The organism is Variovorax sp. F042, from assembly GCF_057814215.1.
The window spans coordinates 213089-231503 of the sequence record NZ_JBVASX010000005.1; the positions used below are offsets into that span (position 1 = coordinate 213089).

At 68.3% G+C, this 18415-nt stretch carries 16 protein-coding genes; 7 read left to right on the plus strand and 9 right to left on the minus strand.

The annotated features are described in order from the left end of the window. Positions 1–99 precede the first annotated feature (99 nt). Positions 100–882 carry an SDR family NAD(P)-dependent oxidoreductase gene (locus ACZYSP_RS18745; RefSeq protein WP_489015836.1) on the minus strand — a complete coding sequence of 261 codons (783 nt, stop codon included), beginning with the start codon at positions 880–882 and terminating at the stop codon, positions 100–102. 105 nt (positions 883–987) lie between these two features. Here ACZYSP_RS18745 and ACZYSP_RS18750 point away from each other — a divergent pair, with 105 nt between their 5' ends. From ACZYSP_RS18750 to ACZYSP_RS18765, 4 genes are all read left to right on the plus strand, one after another. Then, the gene (locus ACZYSP_RS18750; protein WP_489015838.1) at positions 988–3666 is read left to right on the plus strand and encodes a winged helix-turn-helix domain-containing protein; all 2679 of its coding nucleotides are present in this window, start codon (positions 988–990) and stop codon (positions 3664–3666) included. Positions 3667–3846: 180 nt separating this feature from the next. Continuing rightward, positions 3847–4677: an AP2 domain-containing protein gene (locus ACZYSP_RS18755; protein WP_354338636.1), complete on the plus strand. Its 831-nt coding sequence runs from the start codon at positions 3847–3849 to the stop codon at positions 4675–4677. A 196-nt stretch (positions 4678–4873) separates the two neighbouring features. Continuing rightward, complete coding sequence (locus tag ACZYSP_RS18760) at positions 4874–5683, plus strand: AP2 domain-containing protein (RefSeq protein ID WP_489015841.1); 810 nt, start codon at positions 4874–4876, stop codon at positions 5681–5683. 73 nt (positions 5684–5756) lie between these two features. Beyond that, positions 5757–6137: a hypothetical protein gene (locus ACZYSP_RS18765; RefSeq protein WP_093056673.1), complete on the plus strand. Its 381-nt coding sequence runs from the start codon at positions 5757–5759 to the stop codon at positions 6135–6137. Between the two features lie 16 nt (positions 6138–6153). On the opposite strand, the gene ACZYSP_RS18770 is transcribed toward ACZYSP_RS18765, so the two are convergent. The 5 genes from ACZYSP_RS18770 to ACZYSP_RS18790 all read right to left on the minus strand — a co-directional run bounded on the left by ACZYSP_RS18770 (position 6154) and on the right by ACZYSP_RS18790 (position 12463). Continuing rightward, positions 6154–7314, minus strand: coding sequence for an acyl-CoA dehydrogenase family protein (locus tag ACZYSP_RS18770; protein ID WP_489015843.1), 1161 nt, complete (start codon positions 7312–7314; stop codon positions 6154–6156). Positions 7315–7354: 40 nt separating this feature from the next. Next, a complete protein-coding gene (locus ACZYSP_RS18775; protein WP_489015845.1) occupies positions 7355–8914 on the minus strand; it encodes a long-chain-fatty-acid--CoA ligase in 1560 nt (519 codons plus the stop codon). A gap of 11 nt (positions 8915–8925) precedes the next feature. Continuing rightward, the gene (locus ACZYSP_RS18780; protein ID WP_489015847.1) at positions 8926–10038 is read right to left on the minus strand and encodes a CaiB/BaiF CoA transferase family protein; all 1113 of its coding nucleotides are present in this window, start codon (positions 10036–10038) and stop codon (positions 8926–8928) included. 85 nt (positions 10039–10123) lie between these two features. Continuing rightward, positions 10124–11257, minus strand: a complete 1134-nt coding sequence (locus ACZYSP_RS18785; RefSeq protein WP_489015849.1) for an acyl-CoA dehydrogenase family protein — start codon at positions 11255–11257, stop codon at positions 10124–10126. A 9-nt stretch (positions 11258–11266) separates the two neighbouring features. After that, positions 11267–12463, minus strand: a complete 1197-nt coding sequence (locus ACZYSP_RS18790) for an acyl-CoA dehydrogenase family protein (protein WP_489015851.1) — start codon at positions 12461–12463, stop codon at positions 11267–11269. 246 nt (positions 12464–12709) lie between these two features. Here ACZYSP_RS18790 and ACZYSP_RS18795 point away from each other — a divergent pair, with 246 nt between their 5' ends. Beyond that, positions 12710–12946: a hypothetical protein gene (locus ACZYSP_RS18795; protein WP_093056678.1), complete on the plus strand. Its 237-nt coding sequence runs from the start codon at positions 12710–12712 to the stop codon at positions 12944–12946. A 19-nt stretch (positions 12947–12965) separates the two neighbouring features. On the opposite strand, the gene ACZYSP_RS18800 is transcribed toward ACZYSP_RS18795, so the two are convergent. Continuing rightward, positions 12966–13835: a UDP-2,3-diacylglucosamine diphosphatase gene (locus ACZYSP_RS18800; RefSeq protein WP_093056679.1), complete on the minus strand. Its 870-nt coding sequence runs from the start codon at positions 13833–13835 to the stop codon at positions 12966–12968. Positions 13836–13929: 94 nt separating this feature from the next. Between ACZYSP_RS18800 and ACZYSP_RS18805 the strand changes: the two genes are divergently transcribed. Then, the gene (locus ACZYSP_RS18805) at positions 13930–15684 is read left to right on the plus strand and encodes a lysoplasmalogenase family protein (protein WP_489015854.1); all 1755 of its coding nucleotides are present in this window, start codon (positions 13930–13932) and stop codon (positions 15682–15684) included. Here the strand turns inward: ACZYSP_RS18805 and dmeF are convergent. Together dmeF and ruvB are read right to left on the minus strand one after the other, a co-directional pair. Next, on the minus strand, positions 15681–16622 hold the full coding sequence (gene dmeF / locus ACZYSP_RS18810) for a CDF family Co(II)/Ni(II) efflux transporter DmeF (RefSeq protein ID WP_093177337.1): 942 nt from the start codon (positions 16620–16622) through the stop codon (positions 15681–15683). The genes ACZYSP_RS18805 and dmeF overlap by 4 nt on opposite strands. Before the next feature lie 6 nt (positions 16623–16628). Further along, positions 16629–17693, minus strand: a complete 1065-nt coding sequence (ruvB, locus tag ACZYSP_RS18815) for a Holliday junction branch migration DNA helicase RuvB (protein ID WP_093056682.1) — start codon at positions 17691–17693, stop codon at positions 16629–16631. An 87-nt stretch (positions 17694–17780) separates the two neighbouring features. Between ruvB and ACZYSP_RS18820 the strand changes: the two genes are divergently transcribed. Then, entirely contained in the window at positions 17781–18398 is a 618-nt protein-coding gene (locus tag ACZYSP_RS18820) for a CDP-alcohol phosphatidyltransferase family protein (RefSeq protein WP_354338644.1), read from the plus strand. Positions 18399–18415 lie beyond the last annotated feature (17 nt).

An 18415-nucleotide genomic window follows, 5' to 3' on the forward strand; every position in this document is an offset into this window, starting at 1 on the left:
CCATGCTGCCTCTGGCTGCGAATTCAATCGGAAGGTGCGCGCCTGCACATCCCCCATAAGAGGTATGTCCGTGCGCGAGCGTGCGGAGGGTCGAACCGCTCAGCGCGGCGCCATGCGGATAGCGCCGTCGAGCCTCACGCTTTCGCCGTTGAAATACCCGTTGGTGATCATCAGCTCCGCCAGCGTCGCGTACTCCGCCGGGTTGCCCAGCCGCTTCGGAAACGGCACCGACGCCGCCAGCGCGGCCTTCACGTTGTCGGGCGCGCCCTGCAGCAGCGGCGTGTCGAAGATGCCCGGCAGGATGGTGTTCACGCGGATGCCCTCGCTCATGAGGTCGCGCGCGATCGGCAGCGTCATGCCGACGATACCGGCCTTCGACGCGGTGTAGGCGGCCTGGCCCATCTGGCCGTCCTGCGCGGCCACCGAGGCGGTGTTGACGATGGCGCCGCGCTCGCCGTCCTGCAGCATGTCGAGCGTGAGCATGCCGGCCGCCGACTTGGCAATGCAGCGGAAGGTGCCGACCAGGTTGATCTGGATGATGCGGTCGAAATTCGCGAGCGGAAAGTGCTTGATCTCGCCCGTGGCCTTGTCGCGGCTCGCGGTCTTCACCGCGTTGCCGGTGCCGGCGCAGTTGACGAGCACGCGCTCCTGCCCGTGCGCCGCGCGTGCCCTGGCGAACGCCGCATCGACCTGCTCTTCGGATGTGACGTCGACCTTGCAGAAGACGCCGCCCAGCTCTTTGGCCAAGGCTTCGCCCTGCCCGGCGTTGAGATCGAACAGCGCGACCTTCACGCCGTGGCTGGCGAGGCGGCGCGCGGTGGCGGCGCCGAGCCCCGAGGCGCCGCCGGTGACGACGGCTGCAATGCTGGAATCGAGTTGCATCTGCTGGTGTCCTTGAGGTGTCTTGACGGGTTTGTCCACAGCCAGTTTAGGAAGCAGAATCAGCCGCACACATCGTCGGAAACGACGGGATTTCAGCAGCACCGCATGCAGTCCCCCACACCCCGGATTCTCGAAACCAAGCTCAACCCCCCGGCCTTCGTCGCCACGCAGGTGCTGCGCACCGCTATCAGCGAGGAGATCGCCTCGGCAGCCGTGAAGCTGGTGCTCGTGCGGGCGCCGGCCGGTTTCGGCAAGACGACGGCCATGGCGCAGATCCGCGAGCGCATGGAGGCGCAGGGCATTGCCACCGCGTGGCTCACGCTGGACCGCGCCGACAACGACGTCTCGCGCTTTCTCGCATGCCTGGCCGAGGCCGTGCAGCGCCTGGGTGTGGAAGAGCCGCTCGCCAATGCGCCCTTCGATGCCGTGGCTGCGCTGGCCGCCCACGACTCGCCCTTCACGCTGTTTCTCGACGACTTCGAAAGAGTGCAGGAGCCGGCCGTGCTGGGGCTGGTGCGCGAGATCATCGAGCACCTGCCGCGACGCGGGCAGATCGTGATCGGCTCGCGCAGCCTGCCCGACCTGGGCCTGGGGCGGCTGCGCGCGCGCGGCCAGCTGATGGAGATCGACACCGACCGCCTGCGCTTCAGCCTCGAAGAAACCAGCGCCTTCTTCAGCTTGCGCCAGGCGCAGGCAACCCAGGCGTTGCCGGCCGACATGCTGTCGCAGCTGTATCGCAAGACCGAAGGCTGGGTGGCCGCGATCTGGCTCGCGTCGATGGCGCTGGAGCGGCATGGCACCACGAGCGGTTTCGTCGAACGCTTTTCAGGCTCAGACCGCGCCGTGGCCGACTACCTGGCCGAAGACGTGCTCGCGCACCAGCCGCAGGAGATACGCGACTTCCTGCTGCGCACCAGCATCCTGCGGCAGCTGGACGCGTCGGTGTGCCAGGCGCTGTGCCCGCGCGTGGACTGCGCAGCCATTCTCGAACGGCTGGCCGCGTCGAACCTGTTCGTCACGCCCGTGAGCGGCGATGGCGATGCATGGCGCTATCACAGCCTGTTTGCCGACTTCCTGCGCGCGCAGCTGGCGCGCGAGCAGCCCGGCGAACTGGAGCGCCTGCACCTCGCGGCGGCGGGCTGGTACGAAGCGCATGACCGCCCCGTGCCCGCCATCGACCATGCCATCGAAGGCGGCGACCACCCGTATGCGCTGACCCTGCTCGACAGCTACGCGGCGCAGTTCCTCGAACAGGGCCGCATGCGCATGCTGGCGCGCTGGTTCTCGGCCATACCCGAGCATCAGCTGCGCGAACACCCGTTCCTGCAGCCCATCTCGCTGTGGGCCACCTGCTTCACGCACGGCCCGTGGGACGCGATGCGGCAGCTGGAGCAGTCGGGTTGCCTCGACAGCCCCATTGCCGAAGTGCGCGCCAGCGCCCACACGCTGGTGCCCCTGCTGCTGGCCATGCAGGACCGGCACGACGAGGCCTACGAAGCCGGCCGGCCGAGCCTGGCGCGCCTGCCGACCGGCCTGGCCTTTGCCGACAGCGTGCTGCTCAACGCCATGTCCCACATCCTGGCCGTGCGCGGCGACCAGCAGGAGGCGCGGCGCCTGCTGGACGTGGCGCGGCGCGAGCAGGGCAACAGCACCTTCAACCGCATGTATACCGAGTCGCTGGCCGGCCTGTTCGACCTGCACGAAGGCCGCCTGCGGCAGGCCACCGCGCGGCTGCGCATGGCGGTCGATTCGACGCATGCGGTGTCCTACAACCACAGCCACGGCAATGCATGGGCCGGCGTGCTGTACGCAGGGGCCGTGTACGAGACCAACCAGCTCGTGCAGGCCGAGCACCTGCTGAACGTGTACCTGCCGCTGGCGCGCGACGTGGGCCTGCCCGACCACATGATCCTGAGCCATGTGATGCGCTCGCGCCTCGCCTTCCATGCGGGCGACATCGACGCGGCCTTCCAGGCCTTGACCGAGCTCGAATACCTGGGCCACCACCGGCAGTTGCCGCGCGTGGTGGCGGGCGCCAAGCTGGAGCGCTCGCGCATGCTGCTGCTGCAGGGCAACGGGCCCGCATCGCACGACGAACTGCTGCGCGCGGACGACCCCGCGCTGTGGGAGCGCGAGCAGCGGCAACGCCTGCCGGCGCACGACCTCGACTACCTCGCGCTGGCCAAGGCACGCTGGGAGATCACCTTCGGCGATGCGCGTGCGGCGCTGGGCGTGCTCGACGCAGAGCTGCATGCCGCGCTGGCCTCGGCCCGCAACCGGCGCGTGCTCAAGCTCAAGGTGCTGCGAGCGCTGGCACTGCAGCGCGTGGGCGACGTGGCCGCCGCCGTCGACGAATTCGGCGAAGTGCTGCAGACGGCAAGCCAGGAAGGATTCATGCGGCTGATCCTCGACGAGGGGCCGGCCGTGGGAATGCTGGTGCATCGGTATGCGGCGGCGCAGCATGAGGGCGCGCGCAGCGGCAGCACCAACGACCCGATCCTGGCGGACCATCTGCAGCGGCTGCTGCACGCCGTGGGACCAGCGGCAACAGGCGAAGCGGAAGTGCCGACCGGCGACAACGCCATGAAGGAGCCGCTGACGCGCAAGGAAATCCGCGTGCTGCAGTTGCTGGCCGAGGGCTATTCGAACAACGCAATGGCGGAGAAGCTGTTCGTGTCGGACAGCACGGTGCGCACGCACCTGCGCAACATCAACATGAAGCTGGACGCGAAGAGCCGGACGCAGGCTGTGGCCATTGCGCGCAGGCTCGGGGTGATCAGGTAGCAGCCTGTCCGGCCTCAATGTAGAACTTAGTGCTTCAACAGTGACTTCGGCAGTCACGATTACTACGGATTCCGGTGATACCCCGGCCGCCTCGCAATCCCTAGCATCCCTCTCAGGAACCGCGCCTTCCGAACGCTGCGGTACCGCAAGCAACAGAGAGCGACGCAAGCCGAAGCCACCATGCCCAAAGGTATTCCCAACCCCGCCGCCATGTATGGCATCTACCCTCGTGCCTGGGGCTTCGAGGTGTCGATCGTGCGCAATGGCACGCGCTACTACAAGCAGTTCGGCCGCGCCAGCTACGGCGGCGAGGAGCAGGCGCTGCTGCAGGCACAGAACTGGCGCGACGGCGTGGTGCGCAGCGTGCCGCCGGTGCCGCGGCGCACCCGGGCCGAGAAGCTGCGGATCAACAACACCACCGGCGTGTCGGGCGTGTTCTGCCAGGTCGCCTCGGGCGGCAGGGTGCGCGCCTGGGTCGCCAAGACCTATATCGGGCAGGACGAGATCCTGCGCACCGACTTTCCCGTGAACTTGGTGGGCGAGGCCGCGCAGGCGCTGGCCATCGAGGAGCGTGAGCGGCAGCTGGAGCGCATGGCCGGGCTGGCGAAGCTGCATCCGGCCGAGGAAACGATCCGCAAGAGCCCGCCGACCACCCACTCCGAACTGCTGGCGCCCAAGCGCTCGAAGTCCGAGATCAGGCGCAGCACCAATTCCAGCGGCGTGAGCGGCGTGCATTTCAAGGCGCCCAACCCGGGCCACCCGGGCTACTGGCTCGCCATCACCTACACCGCGGGCAAGGGCAGCGTGAGCAAGGCCTTCTCCATCAAGGAGCACGGGCCAGAGAAGGCCAAGCTGCTGGCCATCGAGGAGCGCGAGCGCCAGCTCGAGCAGAAGCTGATGTCGAACACCGCCCCCGCCAACGACCCGCTCACCATTCCCTTCCGGCAGGGCGCCCAGCAAGGCGCTCGGCAGCACGGCCTGGCCACCGCCGAGGCGAGGCCGCAGCAGTGAAAGGGCCGGCGAAAACGCACGCCTCATCCCCGGCGCTGTGCCCCGCGTTGTCCCGGGCATGACCGCTTCCGCGGAATCGTCATGGCGCTTGGGCCAAAATAGCTGCGAAATGCGCGCGCCGATGAGCGACGAGCGAATCGGGGAGCCCATCAGACTCAGCAAAACTGAGTGCAAAAGCAGCAGCATCACGTCGAGAATGCCCAAAGGTATCCCCAACCCGGCAGCCATGTACGGCATCTACTCCAGGTCCTGGGGTTTCGAGGTTTCCATAGTTCGCAATGGCGTTCGCCATCACAGGCTGTTCGGCAAGGCCAGCTACGGCGGCGCGGAACAGGCCCTGCTCCACGCGCAGGACTGGCGCGACTTCATCGTGCGCAGCGTGCCACCGCAGGCACGCCGCGAGCGGGCCGAAAAACCCCGCACCAACAACAGCACCGGCGTGACGGGCGTGTTCCACCATCTCGCGCCGGGCGGCCGGGTGCGGGCGTGGATGGCCAAGACCTACATCGCGCCCGACGAGATTCTTCGCACCGACTTCTCCGTCGCGGACCTGGGCGACGACGCGCAGGCGCTGGCGATCCAGGAGCGCGCGCAGCAGCTCAAGCGCATGACGGGGCTGGCGCGCATTCATCCGGCCGAAGAGGCGATCCGCATGGGGCTGTCGGCCCATCCGCCCGGGCCGCGCACGGCCAAGCGCTCCAAATCGGAAATCACCCGGCGCAACAACACCAGCGGCGTGAGCGGCGTCCACTTCAAGACGCCCAACCCCAGCCATCCCGGCTACTGGCTGGCCATTACCTACACCACGGGCAAGGGCAGCGTGAGCAAGGCGTTCTCGGTGAAGGTGCACGGCGCCGAAATGGCCAAGAGCCTGGCCATCGCCGAGCGGACAAGCCAGCTCGCCGAGAAGCTGCGTGCCGAGGAAGAAGCCGCGGCCCAGCCAGCCTCGCAGCGCAAGCCGCGCACACGGGCGGCGGCATCCAGCGCCAAGCGGAACAACGGATGAGGGCCCTGCACGAAACCGGCTTCGCCGAAGCGGCGAAGCCCGAAAGCTGCTGCGTGCGCGGAGCGGCCCACCCATGACGACGCACAAACAGCTCCACCAGTTGCTGCGCGTGGCCTCGCATCTGCTGGACCAGGCCGCTGCGGATGTACGGGCCACCGGCCTCGACCCCGTGGACGAGAACATCCAGCGCATCGGCCGCGCGCTGATCGAAGTGATCGAAGTGCAGCGGCAGATCTACGCCGCGCAACCCGAACTGCAGCCCAAGTCGCTGGCCGCGTCGGCGCGCGAGAACGATGCCAACCGGCTCTTCACCCAGTTCACGCTGGAGGCGCTGGAGCTGGAAGACGCGGGCCACACCGATGCGGCGCGCGAGAAATACACGCAGTTCATCGGCCTCTCGCCGTCGTACCCCCACCGCGAGATTGCACGGGCGGAGATCCGGCGGCTGTCCTGACTGAACACGCTGCGGCTCAAAGCGCCCTGGCGATCACTTCCTTCATGATCTCGTTGGTGCCGCCGTAGATGCGCTGCACCCGGGCGTCGGCGTACATGCGCGCCACCATGTACTCGTTCATGAAGCCGTAGCCGCCGAACAACTGCAGGCACTCGTCGATCACGCGGCCCTGCGCCTCCGAGCCCCAGAGCTTGGCCATCGAGGCGGTGGCGGTGTCGAGCTTGCCGGCCACGAGGTCTTCCACGCAGCGGTCGATGAAGGCGCGGCCCACCTTGATCTGCGTGGCGATCTCGGCCAGCTTGAACCTGGTGTTCTGGAACTCTGCGATCGGCTTGCCGAAGGCCTTGCGGTCGCGCACGTAGTCGAGCGTGGCCTGGTAGGCGCCTTCCATGGTGGCCAGCGCGCTCAGGCCGATGATGGTGCGCTCGTAAGGCAGGTCGCTCATGAGCTGGAAAAAGCCCTGCCCTTCCACGCCGCCCAGCAGAGCATCGGCGGACACGCGCACGTCGTCGAAGAAAAGCTCGGAGGTGTCCTGCGCCTTCATGCCGATCTTGTCGAGCACGCGGCCCACTCGAAAGCCCTTGCAGCCCTCGGTCTCGACGATGAGGATCGACGTGCCCTTGGCGCCTTGCGTCGGATCGGTCTTGGCCAACACCAGCACCACGCCGGCGAGAAAGCCGTTGGTGATGAAGGTCTTGGAGCCGTTGATGAGGTAGCCGCCGTCCTTCCCATCCTTCGTTTTCTCGGCGCGGGTGCGCACGCCCTGCAGGTCGGAGCCCGTGCCGGGTTCGGTCATGGCGATGGCGCCCACCAGCTCGCCGCGCGCCATGCGCGGCAGGTAGTGGAGCTTCTGCGCCTCGGTGCCGTGGTTGAGGAAGTAATGCGCCACGATAGCGTGCACCGAAGTTGCCATGCCGGTGAGCGCGCGGCGCGACATCTCCTCGTAGACCACGGCCTCATGGCGGAAGTCGCCACCGGCGCCGCCGTATTCCTCGGGAATGTCGGCGCACAGCAGGCCCAGGGCGCCGGCCTTGCGCCACACCTCGTGCCCCACGTGGCCGCGCTTGCGGGCTTCCTCGTCGTGCGGGAGCACTTCGGTCTCGACGAAGCGCACCACGTTGTCGCGGTACAGCTCCAGGTCTTCGTCGCTCCAGGAGCGGCGGAAATCGATGGACATGTTGTCTTCCTTGGTTTGTTGTCTTGCAGTCTTCGGGCGCTCAGCCGACGCGGCGCTCCCTGCCGGCCCAGAAGGGTTCGCGCAGCTGGAACTTCTGCAGCTTGCCGGCCGCCGAGAGCGGCAGCGCGTCGCGGAACTCCACGCTGCGCGGGCACTTGTAGCCGGCGATCTGCTCACGGCAGTGGGCGATGACCGCCTCTGCCTCCAGCGCCATGCCTTCGCGCCGCACGATCACCGCATGCACGCGCTCGCCCCACTTGTCGTCGGGCACGCCGATCACGGCGGACATCAGCACTTGCGGCATCTGTGCGATGGCGTTCTCGACCTCGGCCGAATACACGTTCTCGCCGCCGCTCACGATCATGTCCTTCATGCGGTCGACCACGTACACGAAGCCCTGCTCGTCCATGTAGCCGCCGTCGCCGGTGTGCATCCAGCCGCCGCGCAGCGCGGCCTCGGTCTGCTCGGGCTTGTTCCAGTAGCCCTTCATGACCATGGGGCCGCGCGCGACGATCTCGCCGACCTGGCCGTGGGGCAGCTCGTTGTCTTCGCCGTCGACGATGCGCACTTCGGCAATGGAGATCGGCGTGCCCGCCGAGCGCAGCAGGCGCTCGCGGTCGGGCCCGGGCAGGTGGCAGTGCGGCGGCAGCGCGGTGACGACGGGCGACAGCTCGGTCATGCCGTACACCTGCGCGAACGCGGTGCCCGGAAAGGCGCGCATGGTCTGGTCGAGCAGTGCCGCGTCGATGGGCGCCGCGCCGTACGACAGCAGGCGCAGGCTGGACAGGTCGAATTCGGCGAAGCGCGGATGCTCGATCACGCGCTTGATCATGGTCGGCACCAGGAACATCTCTGTGATGCGCGCCGACTGCAGGGTCTGCAGCACGGCCAGCTCGTCGAACATCGGCACCACGTGCACCGGCATCTGCCGCAGCAGGCTCTGCAACGCCACGCCGCAGCCGGCCACGTGGAACATGGGCGCCGCGACGATGGCGGCCGCGTCGTGCGTGTCGCGCGGCAATGCCGCCACCGTGCCCAGCGCATTGATGCACAGGCTGCCGTGCGTGAGCATCACGCCCTTGGGCTGGCCAGTAGTGCCGCCCGTGTACATGATGGCCGCGAGCTCGTCGCCGCTGTGCGGTGCGTCGTCGATGGGCTGCGCTTGCGCCAGCAGCGCCTCGTAGCCGGCCATGCCCTCGGGCACGGCACCGTCGCCGCAATACACCACGGTGCGCAGCGACTTCGACAGCTGGCGCAGCGCGGGCACCATGGGCGCGAAGAGGTCGTCGACCAGCAGGATGCGGGTGTCGCAGTCGTCGAGCGAGTACGCGACCTCCTTCGGATTCCAGCGGATGTTGACCGGGTTGATGACGCCGCCGCCCCACCAGGCGCCGAAGAAGTATTCGACGAAGCGGTGCGAGTTGAGGCTCATCATGCCGACGCGGTCGCCACGCGCCATGCCGAGCTGCTTCAGCACGGCGCCCAGGCGCGCGACGCGGTCGGTGAAGGCGCCGAAGTCCAGGCGCGTGTTGCCGCAGACCACGGCGGTGGCTTTGGCGTTTTCGCGGCGGCCTTTGAGCAGGGGTTGGGTGAGGAACATGCGGGGCTCCTTCAGGCGCCGCACAGGGGTGCGATGGCATCCGCCGCCACGCCCCAGCGGCGCAGCATGGTGAGGCCGTCGTCGCGCGCCGTGGCCGGGGGCACCACGGGCGCGGTGCGGCTGAAGCGCGGCGCGGGCGCGGGCTGCACCACGCCGCCCACGTTGGCGAAGGTGCCGCGCGCCACGTTGTGCGGATGCTCCGGGGCCTCGTCCCAGTCGAGCACGGGCGCGAAGCAGGCGTCGCTGCCTTCGAGCAGCACGCACCACTCGTCGCGCGTGCGGGTGCGGAACACGTCGGCCATGCGCAGCTTGAGCAGCGGCCAGCGGTCGGCGTCCATCTGTGCGTCGAAGGCGGGGTCGTCGGCGATGCCGCAGCGCTCGCGCATGAGCGCATAGAACTGCGGCTCGATGGCGCCGACGGCCACGTACTTGCCGTCGGCACACGCGTAGGTATCGTAGAAGTGCGCGCCGCCGTCGAGCATGTTCTCGCCGCGCTGGTTGCTCCACTGGCCAGCCGACTTGAATCCGTACATCATGGCCGACAGCAGTGCCGCGCCATCGGTCATGGCGGCATCGACCACCTGGCCCTGACCGGAATTCTTCGCCTCGTGCAGTGCGGCGAGGATGCCGAAGGCCAGCAGCATCGCGCCGCCACCGAAGTCGCCCACGTAGTTGAGCGGCGGCACCGGCGGCTCGCCCGCGCGGCCGATGGCGTGCAGCGCGCCGCTGATCGCGATGTAGTTGATGTCATGGCCTGCGGCATGCGCCAGCGGGCCGTGCTGGCCCCAGCCTGTCATGCGGCCATAGACCAGCCGCGGGTTGCGCGCATGGCATTCGGCGGGGCCGAGGCCCAGGCGCTCCATCACGCCGGGGCGAAAGCCCTCGATGAGCACGTCGGCCTTGGCGATGGCGTCGAGCACGGATTGCGCCGCGCCTTCCGCGCGCAGGTCGACCTGCAGCGTGCTGCGCCCGCGCGCGAGGATGTCGTGCGGCGCGGTGCGCGTGCCGGGGCGCTCGATGCGGACCACCTCCGCGCCCATGTCGGCGAACAGCATCGCGCAGAAGGGCCCGGGGCCGATGCCCGCCATCTCGATCACCCGAAGGCCTTGCAATGGACCTGCCATGGTCTGTCTCCTGTGTGTGGAGGCATCTTGGCTCGGGGGCGGCGGGGCTGCATCGTCCAAAGCGACGAATGCGGGCCCCCGATGTCTACGTTGCGGCCGGGCGCAGCTTCGCCACGCGGCGCAAATGCCACGCGGGCGGGCCGAACTGGCCTTCGATGAGCGTGGCGCGGCGCACGTAGTGGCCGACCGCCAGTTCCTCCGTCATGCCCATGCCGCCGTGCAGCTGCACCGCGCCCTGCCCCACGGCTTTGCAGGCCTTGGCGGCTGCGACCTTGGTGGAAGACACGGCACGGGCGCGCTCGTTGTGGTCGGCTGTGTCGACGTGCTCGCCGACGCTCGCAGTGAGCGCGGCGGCCTGCTCCAGCGCCATGTGCATGTCGGCCAGGCGGTGCTGCAGCACCTGGAAGCTGGAGATCGGCACGCCGAACTGCTTGCGCTGGCGTACGTAGTCGAGCGTGTCGCTCATCAGGCGGCGCATGACGCCGATGGACTCGGCGCAGACCGCGAGCGTGGCTTCGTCGAGCGCCCGCTCGATCTGCGGCAACGCGCTGCCCTCGGCTCCGAGCAGCGCTTCAGCGGGCAGGCGCACGTCGTCGAAGACGATGTCGGCGGCGCGGCCGCCGTCGCGGGTTGGGTAGGCGCGCAGGCGCACGCCGGCTGTTTCCTTGGGCACGACGAGCAGCGAGAGACCGGCGCCGCTGCGCGCGCTCACGATGAAGTGGCTGGCCCATGGCGCGGCGTGCACCACGGCCTTGCGGCCGTTCAGGCGAAAGCCGCCGCCGTCGCGCGCGAGTTCGGTCTGCACATCGGCGCGGTCGTGCCGGCTCTGCGGCTCGCCGTGCGCGAAGGCGAGCACGGCCTGCCCGGCGACGATGCGTTTCAGCAGCGCATCGGCCTGCGCGCCGGGGTGGCGCTGCAGCAGGCCCGCGCCGATCACCATCGTCGACAGGTACGGCTCGGCAGCGAGTGCGCCGCCCAGCGTTTCCATCATCGCGAGGTGGGCGGCCATGCCGCCGCCGAGGCCGCCCTGCGACTCGGGCAGCGCCGCGCCCAGCAGGTCGAGCTCGCTGGCCAGGCCCTGCCAGAACGGCGGAGGCGCATCGTCGGCCTTGCGCAGCGCGTACAGGCGCTGCTCGAAGCCGTGGTTGTCGTCGAGGTAGCGCGCGAGGCTGTCGCGCAGCATCGCGAGGGTTTCGTCCTGCTCGGTGAGGGTGCTCATGGAAGGACCTCAGTTCGCCAGCAAGTGGGCCGCGACGATGTTGCGTTGCACCTCGTTGGAGCCCGCGTAGATGGAAGCCGCACGGTCGTTGAGGTAGGCCGACATCGAGAACACGGCGTCTTCGGGAATCGGCGGCTCGCCTTGCAGGCCGTCGTCCAGCGGCAGGTCGACGGCGGCGTAGTGGGCGGCGATTTCCACGCCGAGCTCGGTCAGCCGCTGGCGCAGCTCGGAGCCCAGCACCTTGCCCATCGACGGGCGGATGCCCGGCTGCTCGCCGCGGGCCTGCGCGCGCAGCGATTGCAGCTCGGTGGCCTCGAGGGCGTCGATGGCGCACTCGGCTTCGGCCAGGCGCAGGGCCATGTCGTCGGCTTCGTGTGCGTCGCCGCCTGAAGCTGAAAAGGCTGCATCTGCCGCGGTAGTTAGCCGGCGCAGGCGCGCGCGCAGCATCGGCGCCCATGCGCCGCCGCGCTCGTGCTGCAGCAGGTACTTGGCGATGGTCCAGCCCTGGTTCTCTTCGCCGATGAGCCCGTCGGCCGGCACGCGCACGTCGTCGAAGAACACCTGGTTGAGCTCGTGGTCGCCCGAGATGCTGATGATCGGCCGGACGGTGATGCCCGGCGCCGGAATGTCGAAGCACAGGAAGCTGATGCCCTGCTGCGGTTTGCCGCCCGAGGTGGTGCGCACAAGGCAGAACATGCGGTTGGCGTACTGCGCGTGGGTGGTCCAGATCTTGGTGCCGTTGATGACGTAGTGGTCGCCGTCGCGTACCGCCTTGCACTGAAGCGAGGCCAGGTCGGAGCCCGACTGCGGCTCCGAGTAGCCCTGGCACCAGTAGTCCTCGCCCGATCGGATGCCGGGCAGCCACGCGCGCTTCTGCGCCTCGGTGCCAAAGGCGATGATCACCGGCGCGACCATGCCCGGCCCCATGGGTGCGCGCGGTGGCGCATCGGCGGCGGCAAGCTCGGCCGCGAAGAGATAGTGCTGCATCGGCGTCCAGCCGGTGCCGCCGTGCTCGACCGGCCAGCTCGGCACGCTCCAGCCGCGCTTTGCCAGCACACGGTGCCAGCGGTTGCCGTATTCGTAGTCGGTGAAGATGCCGGAGCAGCGCCGGCCCGCGGCACGCAGTTCGGGCGTCAGCTCACGCGCCAGGAAGCCTCGAACCTCGTCGCGGAATGCGGTCTCCGCCGCCGTGAATGCCCAGGCCATGGTGTTTGTCGTCTCCTGCTGTCGGAATAACACCGGCCGAGTGTGAGGCCCCCGGAGGCCCGGCGGCATCGTCGGATCGGACGAACGCGGCCACGCGCGGCATGGCGCCTCGAAAGCCACCGTCTTCCGTAGTCTTTTGTTTTCATTCGGGATAATCCGATACGTCGGCGTCCCGGTTCCTGCTCCAATGCGTGCGGGAGTTGTTCCGGGCGCCCGAGAACGCGCCGCCCTCGAAGGAGCACAGCAGTGAGCACTGTCATTCCCGGCTTCCCGCACAGCAGCGTCGAGCGGCTGTGCGATTACGAACTGCCGGAACCGCCCGCCAGCCTTTTCCAGACGTCACCGGAGCCCGATGGCCCCGAGAATTTCGCACTGGCCTGGTGGCTATGGATGGACGAAATGAGCAAGAGCATGCTTCGGCATTACGACGCCTGGCGCGAGCAACTCGGCCATACGACGAACGACCCCGGCCGCAAGGGCTGACCGGCCTGCCCGGACGGGCTCAGGCCGCGACGGCTTCGCGCTGCGGCGTCGCCTTCGTCGGCACGGGCATGTGCTGCGCCCAGTCGATGATTTCCAGCGTGCCGTCGGCATGCTCGGCCAGTGCCGTCAGGCTCTCGACCCAGTCGCCATCGTTGCAATAGAGGATGCCGTCGATGTCACGCATCTCGGCATGGTGGATGTGCCCGCAGACCACGCCCTGTGCGCCGCGCTTGCGGGCTTCGCGGGCCACGGCCACTTCGAAGTCGCCCACGTAGCTCACCGCGCGCTTGACCTTGCCCTTGAGGTACTTCGACAGCGACCAGTACGGCAGCCCCATGCGCGCACGCAGCGAGTTCAGATGGCGGTTGAGCTTGAGCGTGAACTCGTAGAGCGAATCGCCCACGTAGGCGAGCCACTTGGCGCACTGGATGACGCCGTCGAACAGGTCGCCGTGGATGATCCAGAGCTTGCGGCCGTCGGCCGTCTCGTGGATCCATTCTTCGGCCACGTCGATGCCGCCGAAGTTGTGATGCAGGTACTTGCGGGCGAACTCGTCGTGGTTGCCCGGAATGAAGATCACGCGCGTGCCCTTGCGCGCCTTGCGCAGCAGCTTCTGGATCACGTCGTTGTGCGCCTGCGGCCAGTACCAGTGGCGCTTGAGCTGCCAGCCGTCGATGATGTCGCCGACCAGGAACAGGGTCTCGCACTCGGTGTGCTTCAGGAAGTCGAGCAGCGCACGAGCCTGGCAGCCGGGCGTGCCCAGGTGCAGGTCGGAGATCCAGAGGGTGCGGAATTGCAGGGGTGGACGTACGCGATCATCGTCCTCGGGGTCGAGGGCCCGGGTCGCGGTGTCGTGCCATGCACGAAGGAAGGCGTCGTCGCGTTGCATGGACGGGTAGGCTCCCACCGCCACGTGACCATACGATGGCGCCTCCGTGACATCCCGGTGACTTGTGGCCCGACGGCAACGCCACAATCGCGCGATGCGTCCTGGCCAGATCATCGTTCTCGCAACTCCCGTTTTCTTCCTGCTGATCGCGATCGAATTCGCAGTCGGCCGCGTGCGCGCGCGACGCGGCACGGGGCATGACACCTACCGCCTCGCCGACGCGGTGAACAGCATCGGCCTGGGCATGCTGAGCCAGATCAGCGCAGTGCTCACGGGGCTGCTGCGCATCGGCATCTACACGGCCGCGTATTCGGTAGTGGCGCTGTTTCCGCAAGAGGCAGCGCGCGACTTCTGGACGACGTGGTACGGCTGGCTGCTGGCGCTGGTGTTCTACGACTTCTGCTACTACTGGCTGCACCGAATGGGCCACGAGTCGGCCATCCTGTGGGCGGCGCACGTGGTGCATCACCAGAGCCAGCACTACAACCTGTCGACCGCGTTGCGGCAGACATCGAGCGGCGCACTGCTGGGCTGGGTGTTCTATCTGCCGATGGCGGTGGCGGGCGTGCCGCCGCTGGTGTTCGGCGTGGTGGCTCTGGTCGACCTGCTCTACCAGTTCTGGGTGCACACCGAGCAGGTGGGCAAGCTGGGCTGGTTCGACCGCTGGTTCTGCTCGCCCTCGAACCACCGCGTGCACCACGCGGTGAACGACAAGTACCTCGACCGCAACTACGGCGGCATCCTGATCGTGTGGGACCGGATGTTCGGCAGCTTCCGCGAGGAAGACGAACGCTGCGTCTACGGCACGCGCGGCGAGCTGCGCAGCTGGGACCCGCTGTGGGCCAACGCCGAGGTGTACTGGGCGCTGGCGAAGGATTCATGGCATGCGCGCAGCTGGGCCGACAAGCTGCGCGTGTGGTTCAAGCCGCCGGGCTGGCGGCCGGCCGACGTGGCAGCGCGATTTCCAAAGCCCGCCTTCGACATTTCAACGGTGACGCGCTACGAACCGGTGGTGAGCCGGGCCGTGCAGTGGTTCGCGGGCGTGCAGTTCATGCTGATGCTGGCGGGGGCCATATTCTTCCTGTGGTTCTCCGACACCATGCCGCTGCCGCAGGCCGCCGTCTGGCTGGCCGCGCTGACGGCGAGCCTGTGGGCCATCGGCGGCGTGCTGCAGGGGCGGTTGTCGATGACCGAGGTGCTGCTGATCGAGGCAGCGGCCCTGGCCACGGCGAGCGCGGCGCTGGGCATCGGCTGGCTGCACCTCGTCTTCAAGCCGCTGGCCCTGTCGATCGCGATCTTCTTCGCCGCGCGGCGGGCGATGGCGGCCGGTGCCGTAACGACCTTCGACGGGCTGCTGCTGACGGGCCTGGTGGCATCGCTGGCCGGCGACGTGCTGCTGATGGGATCGGCCAAGCTGTTCGTGCCCGGGCTCGTGTGCTTCCTGCTGGCGCACCTGGCCTACATCGCGCTGTTCCGCATCGGGGTCGGCCTGTTTCCGCGCCGCGGCGTGCTCGCGGCGACGCTGCTGATTGGCGCGGGGATGTACGCGTTTCTCTGGCAAGGTGGGCTGCCCGTCGCCCTGCGGGTGCCGGTCGGCGTCTATGTGATCGTGATCGCCTGCATGGCGGCACAGGCCATCGGGCGGGCCGCCGTGCTACGAAGCGCGGACCCTGCCTCGCTATGGGTTGCGGTGGGCGCCTGCTTCTTCATGCTGAGCGACTCGCTGCTGGCAACGAACCGCTTCGTGTCACCGCTGCCGCTGGCGTCGCTGTGGGTGCTGGCGACCTACTACGCGGCGCAGATTCTGATCGTGCGGCACACGCGGCCTGCGGGAAGAACAAGAAGCTAGTCGACGCAGCGCTGGATTTCCACCGTGGAGTGGCGAATTTCCTCGTGCATCGAGAAGCACGCCCGCACCTGATCGGCCGTCAGCGTCATCGAATGCGTCACCACCGTGAGCGCACAGGCGTACGCATCGCGCCCCACGCGCCACACGTGCAGATCGGCCACGCAAGTTTCCGAATCGGCCAGCGTCGTCTCGACGCCTTCGCGGATCTCTTGCGTCACCGGGTGGTCCATCTCGCGGTCGAGCAGCACCTTGCCGGTTTCCTTCAGCAGCCCCTTGGCCCAGACCGCCACCAGCACCGCGCCGACGATGCCCATCGCCGGATCGAGCCAGGCCCAGCCGTAGAACCAGCCGCCCAGCAGCGCCGCAATGGCCAGCACCGAGGTGGCGGCATCGGCGACGACGTGCATGTAGGCGGAGCGCAGGTTCAGGTCGTGGCCATGGTCGCCATGCGCGTGGTGATCGTCATGCCCGTGATGATGGTGATGCGCCCCGCCCAGCAACCGCGCACAGACCAGGTTGACCACCAGCCCCAGCACCGCGACCGAGATGGCTTCGGGGTAGTGAATGGCCGAAGGTGACCACAGCCGCTCGAGCGAGCCCACCACCATCAGCGCCGCGATGCCCAGCAACACCAGCGCGCTGGCAAAACCGCCGAGCACTTCGATCTTCCAGGTGCCGAAGGCAAAGCGCGGGTCGCGCGCGTAGCGTCGCGCGGCCGCATAGGCAAAGGCGCTCAGGCCGATGGCCAGCGCGTGCGAGCTCATGTGCCAGCCGTCGGCCAGCAGCGCCATCGAGTTGAACCACCAGCCGGCGCCGATCTCGACGACCATCATCGCGGCGGTGATCCACATCACGAGGCGCGTGCTGCGCTCGGCGGAGGCGGTGTCGGCGCCGAAATGGTGGTCGTGCTGCCAGGCACTCAGGTCATGAGTGTGCATGTGTCTTCAGGCTCCAAAGAGGTCTTGTCCGTCGGAACGGCTCGAAGGCGGAGTCACGCCCAGGTGCCGGTACGCCGCCAGCGTGGCAATGCGCCCGCGCGGCGTGCGCTGCAGGTAGCCCTGCTGGATGAGATAGGGCTCGATCACGTCCTCGATGGTGTCGCGCTCCTCGCCGATGCTGGCCGCCACGTTGTCGAGGCCCACCGGGCCGCCGTCGAAACGGTGGATGACGGCTTCGAGCAGCTTGCGGTCCATCAGGTCGAAGCCCTGCGGGTCGACGTCGAGCATGGCCAGCGCCTTGTGCGCGATTTCTTCGGTGATGCGGCCATTGCCCTTGACCTCGGCGTAGTCGCGCACGCGGCGCAGCAGGCGGTTGGCAATGCGGGGCGTGCCGCGCGAACGGCGGGCGATCTCGAAGCCGCCGGTTTCGTCGGTCTCCACCTTGAGCAGGCGGGCGCTGCGGGTCACGATCAGCGCCAGCTCTTCGGGCGTGTAGAACTCCAGCCGCGCGACGATGCCGAAGCGGTCGCGCAGCGGGTTGGTCAGCATGCCGGCGCGGGTGGTGGCGCCCACCAGGGTGAAGGGCTGCAGGTCGAGCTTGATGCTGCGCGCCGCGGGGCCCTCGCCGATCATGATGTCGATCTGGTAGTCCTCCAGCGCGGGGTACAGGATTTCCTCGACGACCGGGCTCAGGCGGTGGATCTCGTCGATGAAGAGCACGTCGTTGGGCTCCAGGTTGGTCAGCAGCGCCGCCAGGTCCTTGGGCTTTTCGAGCACGGGGCCGGAGGTCTGGCGCAGGTTGACGCCCAGTTCGGCCGCGATGATGTGCGACAGCGTGGTCTTGCCCAGGCCCGGGGGGCCGAACAGCAGCACGTGGTCGAGCGCCTCTTTGCGCTTGCGCGCGGCGCCGATGAAGATTTCGAGCTGCTCGCGCACCTTGGCCTGGCCGACGTACTCGTCGAGCAGCTTGGGGCGCAGGGCCCGCTCGATCGCCTCTTCGTTGGGCGATGCGGGAGCTGCGGACACCACGCGTTGGGGGGCGGGCGCGAAGTCGTCTGTCTGGATGGTCATTGGGTAAGGGTCTGCGTCGGCAAGTTTAGTCCTTGGGCCAGACTGGCAGAATGCTTCGGCACATAACAAACGAGGGGAAGCCAGCACGTGTCGATCTACGAACTGAAGCCGCGTTTCCAGGCCCTGCTGCGGCCGCTGGTGGTCCGCCTGCATGCGATGGGCGTCACCGCCAACCAGGTCACGATGGCGGCATGCGTCGTTTCGGTCGCGCTCGGGCTCTGGCTCTTCTTCGCGGCGCCCTCGCTGGCGGCCTTCGGGCTCATTCCACTTTGGATGTTCCTTCGCATGGCCTTCAACGCCATCGACGGCATGCTGGCGCGCGAGCACAACCAGCAGAGCAAGCTGGGCGCCTTTCTCAACGAACTGACCGACGTGGTCTCCGACGCGGCGCTGTACCTGCCCTTCGCGCTGGTGCTGCCTTTCAGCGGCTTCTGGGTCGGCACGGTGATCGTGCTGGCCGGGCTGAGCGAATTCGCCGGCGCGCTGGGCCCCACGGTGGGTGCCTCGCGCCGCTACGACGGCCCGCTGGGCAAGAGCGACCGGGCCTTCGTGTTCGGCGCACTCGGCCTCTACGTGGCGCTGGGCTTGCCGCTGCCGGGCTGGACGGCCTGGCTGATGCCGCTGCTGGCGGTATTGGTGGCCTGGACCACCGTCAACCGCATCCGCCGCGCGCTGGCCGAGGCCGACGCCGCAGGCAGCCACTGAACAAGCTCCTACAAGAT

Excerpts from the sequence above, each read along its gene's own strand:
- ACZYSP_RS18745 (WP_489015836.1), bottom strand. The coding sequence starts at position 882 with ATGCAACTCGATTCCAGCATTGCAGCCGTCGTCACCGGCGGCGCCTCG.
- ACZYSP_RS18750 (WP_489015838.1), top strand. The coding sequence starts at position 988 with ATGCAGTCCCCCACACCCCGGATTCTCGAAACCAAGCTCAACCCCCCG.
- ACZYSP_RS18755 (WP_354338636.1), top strand. The coding sequence starts at position 3,847 with ATGCCCAAAGGTATTCCCAACCCCGCCGCCATGTATGGCATCTACCCT.
- ACZYSP_RS18760 (WP_489015841.1), top strand. The coding sequence starts at position 4,874 with ATGCCCAAAGGTATCCCCAACCCGGCAGCCATGTACGGCATCTACTCC.
- ACZYSP_RS18765 (WP_093056673.1), top strand. The coding sequence starts at position 5,757 with ATGACGACGCACAAACAGCTCCACCAGTTGCTGCGCGTGGCCTCGCAT.
- ACZYSP_RS18770 (WP_489015843.1), bottom strand. The coding sequence starts at position 7,314 with ATGTCCATCGATTTCCGCCGCTCCTGGAGCGACGAAGACCTGGAGCTG.
- ACZYSP_RS18775 (WP_489015845.1), bottom strand. The coding sequence starts at position 8,914 with ATGTTCCTCACCCAACCCCTGCTCAAAGGCCGCCGCGAAAACGCCAAA.
- ACZYSP_RS18780 (WP_489015847.1), bottom strand. The coding sequence starts at position 10,038 with ATGGCAGGTCCATTGCAAGGCCTTCGGGTGATCGAGATGGCGGGCATC.
- ACZYSP_RS18785 (WP_489015849.1), bottom strand. The coding sequence starts at position 11,257 with ATGAGCACCCTCACCGAGCAGGACGAAACCCTCGCGATGCTGCGCGAC.
- ACZYSP_RS18790 (WP_489015851.1), bottom strand. The coding sequence starts at position 12,463 with ATGGCCTGGGCATTCACGGCGGCGGAGACCGCATTCCGCGACGAGGTT.
- ACZYSP_RS18800 (WP_093056679.1), bottom strand. The coding sequence starts at position 13,835 with ATGCAACGCGACGACGCCTTCCTTCGTGCATGGCACGACACCGCGACC.
- ACZYSP_RS18805 (WP_489015854.1), top strand. The coding sequence starts at position 13,930 with ATGCGTCCTGGCCAGATCATCGTTCTCGCAACTCCCGTTTTCTTCCTG.
- dmeF (WP_093177337.1), bottom strand. The coding sequence starts at position 16,622 with ATGCACACTCATGACCTGAGTGCCTGGCAGCACGACCACCATTTCGGC.
- ruvB (WP_093056682.1), bottom strand. The coding sequence starts at position 17,693 with ATGACCATCCAGACAGACGACTTCGCGCCCGCCCCCCAACGCGTGGTG.